Source organism: Deltaproteobacteria bacterium (assembly GCA_016874775.1).
GTDB lineage: Bacteria > Desulfobacterota > Binatia > Bin18 > Bin18 > VGTJ01.
The window spans coordinates 1-7,434 of the sequence record VGTJ01000237.1 but is presented as its reverse complement, the minus strand read 5'-3'; the positions used below and the strand labels follow the sequence as shown (position 1 = coordinate 7,434).

The window sequence follows — 7,434 nt, the reverse complement described above, 5'->3', positions numbered from 1 at the left end:
CAATCATCGCCCACGAATAGCCGTCCGCTAATAATAAGAGGAGGTGGGCGCGTAAGCGCACGCGCTCATTGGCGCCTTTCCGATATTGCTCGAGCAACGCTTGGCGCTCCCGCTTGCTTATGCGAAGATGTTCCCCGTCCATCGCTTCACCTCCGTAGGCACTGACAAACTTTATCCATTTGCCATCCTAGGAGGTGAAGCACTTTCCGTCCAATGGGTTTTTATTTAGAATCTGAATCGTGCCAAGGCGAAGTGAAGGCATTCACCCAGGCCGCAGAACAGCAAGGTGGTATCAGACAAGGTAACGTCCATCGTGTCTTCAAAGTCATCAAGACCGAGATCCCACGTGAAGCACATCCTACCGGATGGCAAAGCTTGCTAGGGTACGAATTCTACGAAACAGATCGACTCACAGGGCGTGTCCGCGAGTTTGATCACTTACTGATGGGCAATCAACGTGACATACGATACTGGGAAAAGCTTGAAGACCTTGCTGACGACATCAGGAAAACTTTGCACCCCCTATCAGTCCCAACCGCACCACAAGTCCGAGGCTTGCTTGATTCACAGCCACCAGCCGATGCTGAACCAGCATCGGTTACCATCTCTTCTGGCATTACCGTCTATGTAGCCGAGACAACCTCTGACCTCAGTGCGGAACGGGACAACATCAAACGTGAATTACAGCAACGTGGTCACCGCATCGTACCGGACCAAACACTTCCCTTAAATGTGGCCGAACTTGAGCAGGTCGTTCGCAACTACCTTCAACAGTCCTCACTGGCAGTGCATTTACTAGGTGATCGCTACGGCACGGTACCAGAGGCAGAGCGGCGCTCGATACCGCACCTCCAGCTTGATCTCGCAACTGAACGATGTGGTCAAACAAATTTTACTCGGCTGCTGTGGCTCCCTCCAGGATTGCAGCCGACCGATGAGCGACAGCAGCAACTGATTACGTTGGTAAAGCAAGACTCGTTGCGCGGCTCTGAATTCCTGCAGCTCAAACTTGAAGATCTCAAGAAGCACCTTCATACAAAGCTGGCTCCTCCACCACCCGTCATCACCAATGGACATCAAGAGCAGGCACCAACCAAGGTCTATCTGATATATGCTGAACAAGACTATACCGAAAGCAAAACGCTCGATGACTTCCTCAATGATCGTGGCTATGAAGTACTGCAACCGCCTCTCGGGAGCGACGACCAGCAGTCCTTGCAGCAGTATCACCTCGACAACTTGAAGCTGTGCGATGCCGTGTTGATTTACCACGGACAGGCGTCGCCGATGTGGGCACAGGTGAAAATGCAAGACCTGCTCAAACTGCAAGGTCTGGGTCGCTCGCAACCGCTGTTGGCGAAAGCGTTGTATCTCGCTGCGCCATCAAATCCGCAAAAAGAACGCTTACGCTCACGCGAGGTCGTAGTCATCAAAGGTTACGACGGATTCAAGGCTGAGGTACTCGAACCTTTTTTGTCACGTCTTCAAAACGGACCACGAGTGGGATCATGAGCGACGTACAGCTGCAACAACTCGTGGAGATCGAACCACCGACGAACCCGTTTCCGGGCCTACGTCCGTTTGAGTTTCACGAAAATCACCTCTTCTTTGGACGCGAAGGCCAAAGTGAACAGTTGATTAGCAAGCTCGGTACCGCACATTTTCTCGCAGTAGTCGGCACCTCAGGTAGCGGCAAGTCGTCGCTGGTGCGTGCAGGACTGCTACCCGCGCTCTTTGGTGGATTGATGGGCACAAGCGGCTCGCGCTGGCGGGTGGCGATTATGCGGCCAGGGAACGACCCGCTTAGCAATCTCGCGCGTGCGTTGGATGCACCAGATGTCTTCGGTACGGTTGGGGCACCACCCTCGTTAGAACGACAAGTGATGACAGAGACGCTCCTACGCCGTGGTAGTCTCGGACTGGTTGAACTCACGCGGCAAGCGAAGCTTGCAACTGGAGAAAACCTTCTCGTCCTCGTCGATCAATTTGAAGAACTGTTCCGCGTTGAGCAAAGTACCGCCAGCCAAGAAACCGAGAACGAAAAAGCCGCGTTCGTCAAACTGCTGCTCGAAGCCAAAGCGCAACGCGACGTGCCTATTTATGTGGTCCTGACCATGCGTTCTGATTATCTCGGTGACTGTGCACAGTTCTGGGATCTACCAGAGGCGATCAATGACAGCCAATATCTCATTCCTCGCCTGACGCGCGACCAACGCCGTGAAGTCATTACTGGCCCAGTGGCAGTAGGAGAAGCGACGATTACTCCGCGCTTGGTCAATCGCATCTTAAATGACGTCGGTGATGACCCCGATCAGTTACCACTCTTGCAACACGCGCTGATGCGCACCTGGGAACAATGGCAAGCCGAGCAGCAACCGCACGCATCGCTTGACCTGCGCCACTACGAAGCGATTGGCGGTCTCGGACGTGCGCTCTCATATCACGCGGATGAAGCATACAACGAACTCTCACCTGCGCAACAAAAACTCGCGGAGCACATGTTTAAGTGCCTAACCGAAAAAGGCACCGATAATCGCGAAGTGCGGCGTCCGCAGACGGTGCGCGAGTTGTGTGAGGTCATCGAAGCTGATGAACAAGATGTGATTGCGGTCATCAACGTCTTTCGTCAACCAGGCCGTTCGTTTCTCATGCCACCTGCCGAGATAGAGTTGACCGCAGACTCTCTGATTGACATCTCGCATGAAAGTCTGATTCGCAACTGGCAAAAGCTCAAAACCTGGGTCGAAGAAGAAGCGCAGTCTGCAGCTATTTACAAACGTCTGGCACAAGATGCGGATCTCCATCGCCAAGGAAAAAGCGCGCTACTCCGTGATCCAGGGCTCCAGTTCGCTTTAGACTGGCAGGTCAAGAACAAACCAAATAACGCATGGGCCCAACGTTATCACAAAGAGTTTTCTACAACCGTAGAGTTTTTGCAGCAAAGCAAAAAAGCACGGCAACGTAAGTTATGGCAAACTCGCATTCTCATCAGCTTCCTTGGTGTCGCTTTTCTCTTTGCTTCAGGGCTAGCTTGGTACATCGACCAATTACGCAGCGAAGCGTTAGAGCAAAAGACTAAAGCCGAGGGGCGAGAGAAGGAGGCAATTGAGCAACGCTTGAGAGCCGAAACAAAAGAAAAAGAAGCGGACGAGCAAAGATTTCTTGCCGAGACACGTGAAAAAGAAGCACAAAGACAACGACAGATTGCTATTGTGCAGAGTCAAAAGGCTGAGGAACAGAAGACCATTGCTGAAGATCAACGCCGGCAAACCCTGGTACAAAAAAAAACTGGCCGAGACACAACGTAAGAACGCCGAGGAGCAAAAGCGATTAGCCGAAGACCAACGCAAGAAGGCTGAGAAACAACGAAAGCTGGCCGAAACGCAAGAGAAGACCAGTCGCAGTCTCACCTATGTCGCTAACATGAACCTCGCCTCCCAGACTTTTACCAGCGGTAACTCGGGACGCGGGAATGAAATACTCAACATGTATCTCCCTGAGGGGAACAACTCTGCAGATGCGCATTTGCGAGGATTCTATTGGTATCACCTATGGAAACTGCACCATCAGGAGAAAACCACGCTTACGGGCCATACCAACTTGGTGAATGCCGTAGCCTTTAGTCCCGATGGCCAGATCCTCGCCTCCGCCAGTAGGGATCAGACCCTCAAGCTCTGGGATGTCCGCACGCGCCAGGCACTCGCCACCCTCACAGGCCATACCAACGCGGTGATGGCCGTGGCCTTTAGGCCCGATGGCCAGACCCTCGCCTCCGCCAGTAGGGATCAGACCCTCACGCTCTGGGATGTCCGCACGCGCCAGGCACGCGCCACCCTCAAAGGGCATACCGACTCGGTGACGGACGTGGCCTTTAGTCCCGATGGCCAGACCCTCGCCTCCGCCAGTGACGATGAGACCCTCAAGCTCTGGGATGTCCGCACCCGCCAGGAACTCGCCACCCTCAAGGGGCATACCAAGGCGGTGGCGGACGTGGCCTTTAGTCCCGATGGGAAGACGCTCGCCTCAGGTGGTACGGATGAAACGATACGATTGTATGTCGCCGCGACGGATGAGGAAGTGGAACGGCAACGAAACAAGTAGTTCGGAGTCGAAAACTGTTCGGAGTGCGGAGTCTGGGAAAATGCGGAGGCTAAAATAGTTCGGAGTACGGAGTTCAAAAAGGAATCCGTTCACGATCCACCACGTGCCACCTCCGCAAGGTACGCACGGCAAATCGGCTTAAAGTCTTCAAACTCTTGGGCTGTGCGAAAGGCCAATGTATAGAGTGCGTCGAGGTCTCTCGCAAATATGACTTTTCCTTCTTTCAACACACGATGGCGGACATAGAGGGGAAGCTGTTGGAATACGTGGACATCAAGGTCGTTCCCCTGCAGGTATGCTAACTTCTTGCGCGACAGCGTGAGCGAGTCGTATTTACCCGACTGGAGAAATACACACACATCCACGTCTGAACCCGCAGTTTGCTCACCACGAGCAACGCTACCAAACAGCAAGACAGCGAGAACCTCACTATCTTCTCGGGCTTTGCTGAGGAGTTGCTCAAGTTGTTTGTCTGCCACCGGCATGCGTATGGGGGTACCACGGGCTCCATAACCAGGCAAGCCGGGCTTCTCCATCGCTTCGCCGGAAACGCTACGCCCTTCGACTTAGTACCGTGCGCACGAAATACGCAGCGAGTTGGCAGTGCCGTCATTCCGGGCGAGCAACGCGAGACCCGGAATCCAGGCGGCTTCACCCATAGCCCGTGCCGAATGCACCTGGATGCCAGCTTGCGCTGGCATGACGACGCTGGCCTCTCGGCCGCAGAACTCGACACGTAATTACTGCGCATTATACTTAGCTCAGGACAGGCTTATTCCGGCCTACGAGCTGATACGATCAGTCAGATTGTCCAGCATACCTAGAGTCGCTATTGTATACCTCTAGAAAGACGTTGCTACGATGAGGTGTTTATGCGTACCGGAGGAACACTGAAGCGACGGGCCTTTTTTGTCGAAGATGAAATGTTGGAACGTGCCAAAAAAGCGCTTGGGGTAAAAACGAAGGCTGACGTGATTCGCTTGTCGATAGAACGTGTCGTCGAGATGGACGAATTCTGGCGCTTCATGAAGAAGAGCCGTCGTGCCGTACAGCCGGGGAGTTTTGATGCGCTCTGAGCGCCAGAGCAGTGTGGCTCTTTTGTCAGAACGCGCTGCGACATCATCATGCCCATCGCTATCCTCGATACCAATATCTACATCGGTCATTGGGAACATGGCTTGTACGAAGAGACGTTGAGTGATGTTCGGCAAGCACATCTGGTTCGCCATTCTGCCGTTGTTCTTTCAGAGTTACGCCGAGGGGCTCGGACACGCGAAGCCCAACGTCAGGTAACAGCGTTGTTCCGTATTGCGCGTATGCGCTGGGAACCCACAGCCGCAGACTGGTGGGAAGCTGGTAAATTAGTTCGCGAGATCGGAGACGCGCAAGACTGGGAACATCACAAACGACGAGAGTTTCAGAACGACGCCCTAATCGCCCTCACCGCTCGTCGACATGGCGCAATCGTGGTCACTGACAATCAGTCAGATTTTAATCTGCTTGCGCGAGCAGTGGGGATTCAATTATTGGCGGCTAAGTGAGTGGTGAACAATATGGTTGCGGTCACTGTTCGACGGAATTGGGTCTTAGAAGCTGTTGAAAAACCCTTCGACAAGCTCAGGGTTAACGGAGAAAGACAAAGTGCAAAGAGAGATTTCCCGTACGTACTGAGCTTGTCGAAGTACGGTTTCGCTTTCTGGAACGGCCTCTGAGGAATATATCAACAGCTTCTTAGCCGGTTGGCACCCGCCTACGGATTTGTGAGCAGGGTCACGCCGGAAACGCTGCGCCCTTCGACTTGGCTCAGGACAGGCTTATTCCGGCCTACGTTCCGGCTGTCTTCCCCCTATAGCCTCAAGCCTAAAGCCTATAGCCTCTTTTCTCCCTCACCGTTGACAGAACAAGCCCTCTACCGCTATGCCCTTGCGTCAGAGGGTTTTGTAATGAAGCAATTCCATACTGAACGTGAACAGAAGTTTCTCGACCTGGCAGCAACCCTGGCAGATGAATTCGCGCCGCGCGCGGCGAAGTATGATGAGGAAGCAGCATTTCCGTATGAGAACTACGCGCGACTGCGTGAGAGTGGTTATTCGATTCTTACCATACCAGCAGAACTCGGTGGGCTCGGCGCGACAATGTTGCAACGCATCAAAGCGCAGGAACGGTTGGCGCAAGGCTGTGGTGCAACGGCGCTGGCTATCAACATGCACTTTAATGTGTTGGGTATTTTGATTGATTTGTACCGCGTCAAGAAGGAGCCCAGGGCTGAAGCGAAGCTGCGACAAGTCGTGGAAGGCCGCTTGATCTGTGGCGGTACAGGCTCAGAGCCCGATAATGCCGCGTCTGTCTTACGCCCACGCACGCTTGCCGAAAAAGTCGATGGCGGCTGGATTGTCAATGGCCGCAAGATCTTCGGTACGCAAAGTATCGCGATGGATCTCTATTTTGCCGAAGCGACCTGGGAAAACGGACCAGATGGACCAACAATCGTTACGTTCTTCATCCCTCCCAAAGAGTCACCCGGTGTGAACTTTAAAGACGACTGGTACACCATGGGCATGCGCTCGACACAATCGCGTAATGCCGAGTTGAAGGATGTGTTCGTGCCTGAGTCGGCGGTAGTGTTGCAACGTCCGGTGTTTACGCGTGGCGGTGTCACGAATCTCTTTGTCCGCGCGCCCTTCACTATTGGTGCACCGTATATCGGCATTGCCGTCGCCGCCCGCGACTGGACAGTTGAGTTCATGCGAGAGCGTCCGCGTTTTCCGCATAAGAAGCCGATGAGCCATCTGCCGAGTGTGTACAACAAAGTTGGTGAAATGGAAGTGTTGATTGAGACGGCTCGTGCAATGATGTGGAAAGCTGCGGCAGAGGTTGAGACCGAAGAGCCGCGTAGCTGGGCGCGGAAGAGTGTCGCCGCTCGCATGATAGCGATCGAGAATTCTGTCCGTGTTGTTGATTTGGCTATGCGCGCCGTTGGTGGCGTGTCATATTACAAGCGCTTCCCGCTCGAACGCTTTTTCCGCGATGTGCGGGCTGGGCTCTTTCATCCGTTTGATAGTGATGAGACGTTGGAGTTTCTTGGCAAGAGTGCGTTTGGGATTTCGATGATGGATGAGGATGGGATTTGGGCGTAGGCTGTACTGCGAGACAGGCTAGCAATTGGCTTGCTCATCACCCTCACCCTAGCTCTCTCCCTAGAAGGGCAATGGTATTAAGTTAAGCCACGACCTTGCGGATGTGGGTTCCTTCTCCCACCGGGAGAAGGTCAGGATGAGGGGATCGAAAAGCCAGCAGCCTTATATTTCATCCCCTCACCCTAGCCCTCTCCCT

Annotated in this window: 7 protein-coding genes; 6 read left to right on the top strand and 1 reads right to left on the bottom strand. The window is 53.7% G+C overall.

Features of this window, described 5'->3' with window-relative positions; translation table 11 throughout:
• The first annotated feature begins 213 nt into the window (after positions 1-213).
• The 3 genes from FJ147_25995 to FJ147_25985 all read left to right on the top strand — a co-directional run bounded on the left by FJ147_25995 (position 214) and on the right by FJ147_25985 (position 4,101).
• Positions 214-1,512, top strand: coding sequence for a DUF4062 domain-containing protein (locus tag FJ147_25995; protein ID MBM4259338.1), 1,299 nt, complete (start codon positions 214-216; stop codon positions 1,510-1,512).
• On the top strand, positions 1,509-3,308 hold the full coding sequence (locus FJ147_25990; protein ID MBM4259337.1) for a hypothetical protein: 1,800 nt from the start codon (positions 1,509-1,511) through the stop codon (positions 3,306-3,308). The genes FJ147_25995 and FJ147_25990 overlap by 4 nt, the downstream gene beginning before the upstream one ends.
• A 115-nt stretch (positions 3,309-3,423) precedes the next feature.
• Positions 3,424-4,101 carry a WD40 repeat domain-containing protein gene (locus FJ147_25985; protein MBM4259336.1) on the top strand — a complete coding sequence of 226 codons (678 nt, stop codon included), beginning with the start codon at positions 3,424-3,426 and terminating at the stop codon, positions 4,099-4,101.
• Between the two features lie 89 nt (positions 4,102-4,190).
• Here FJ147_25985 and FJ147_25980 read toward each other — a convergent pair whose 3' ends face one another.
• A complete protein-coding gene (locus FJ147_25980; protein ID MBM4259335.1) occupies positions 4,191-4,637 on the bottom strand; it encodes a nucleotidyltransferase domain-containing protein in 447 nt (148 codons plus the stop codon).
• Positions 4,638-4,973: 336 nt separating this feature from the next.
• Here FJ147_25980 and FJ147_25975 point away from each other — a divergent pair, with 336 nt between their 5' ends.
• From FJ147_25975 to FJ147_25965, 3 genes are all read left to right on the top strand, one after another.
• Positions 4,974-5,177 carry a hypothetical protein gene (locus tag FJ147_25975; protein MBM4259334.1) on the top strand — a complete coding sequence of 68 codons (204 nt, stop codon included), beginning with the start codon at positions 4,974-4,976 and terminating at the stop codon, positions 5,175-5,177.
• A gap of 48 nt (positions 5,178-5,225) precedes the next feature.
• On the top strand, positions 5,226-5,642 hold the full coding sequence (locus tag FJ147_25970) for a type II toxin-antitoxin system VapC family toxin (protein ID MBM4259333.1): 417 nt from the start codon (positions 5,226-5,228) through the stop codon (positions 5,640-5,642).
• Between the two features lie 402 nt (positions 5,643-6,044).
• On the top strand, positions 6,045-7,238 hold the full coding sequence (locus FJ147_25965) for an acyl-CoA dehydrogenase (GenBank protein ID MBM4259332.1): 1,194 nt from the start codon (positions 6,045-6,047) through the stop codon (positions 7,236-7,238).
• Positions 7,239-7,434: the final 196 nt, after the last annotated feature.

What these genes read in the sequence shown, in the direction of transcription:
- FJ147_25995 (MBM4259338.1), top strand. Translation starts at nt 214, where the DNA reads ATGGGTTTTTATTTAGAATCTGAATCGTGCCAAGGCGAAGTGAAGGCA.
- FJ147_25990 (MBM4259337.1), top strand. Translation starts at nt 1,509, where the DNA reads ATGAGCGACGTACAGCTGCAACAACTCGTGGAGATCGAACCACCGACG.
- FJ147_25985 (MBM4259336.1), top strand. Translation starts at nt 3,424, where the DNA reads ATGAACCTCGCCTCCCAGACTTTTACCAGCGGTAACTCGGGACGCGGG.
- FJ147_25980 (MBM4259335.1), bottom strand. Translation starts at nt 4,637, where the DNA reads ATGGAGAAGCCCGGCTTGCCTGGTTATGGAGCCCGTGGTACCCCCATA.
- FJ147_25975 (MBM4259334.1), top strand. Translation starts at nt 4,974, where the DNA reads ATGCGTACCGGAGGAACACTGAAGCGACGGGCCTTTTTTGTCGAAGAT.
- FJ147_25970 (MBM4259333.1), top strand. Translation starts at nt 5,226, where the DNA reads ATGCCCATCGCTATCCTCGATACCAATATCTACATCGGTCATTGGGAA.
- FJ147_25965 (MBM4259332.1), top strand. Translation starts at nt 6,045, where the DNA reads ATGAAGCAATTCCATACTGAACGTGAACAGAAGTTTCTCGACCTGGCA.